Annotated in this window: 1 protein-coding gene; it reads left to right on the plus strand. The window is 51.1% G+C overall.

Going from position 1 to position 235, the window contains the following annotated elements; genetic code table 11:
• Nucleotides 1–235: hypothetical protein (locus SB816_RS35060; RefSeq protein ID WP_410548631.1), on the plus strand; the 235-nt coding region annotated here is incomplete at both ends.

Here is a 235-nt window from a genome sequence, read left to right on the forward strand (position 1 = left end):
CCATCGAATTCCTCAGTGTGTCCATGGTCCGGCCCCAACGCGCGGCGGCCCGGACCGCCGCATACGCACCCGTAAACCGTCTCCCGCCGGCCTCGCAAACGTTTTCATGCTTCGCGCAAGGAAATGATCCGATTTATCCAAATCAGGTTATTTCACCATATTTGGCAAAGCTGAACCTGAAGGAGATAGATGATCTGTTGCAATCTCAATTAGAATCGCTCAGTAATCTTTATTG

Origin of the sequence: Achromobacter sp. SIMBA_011 (assembly GCF_046535435.1) — a bacterium.
GTDB lineage: Bacteria > Pseudomonadota > Gammaproteobacteria > Burkholderiales > Burkholderiaceae_B > Achromobacter > Achromobacter dolens.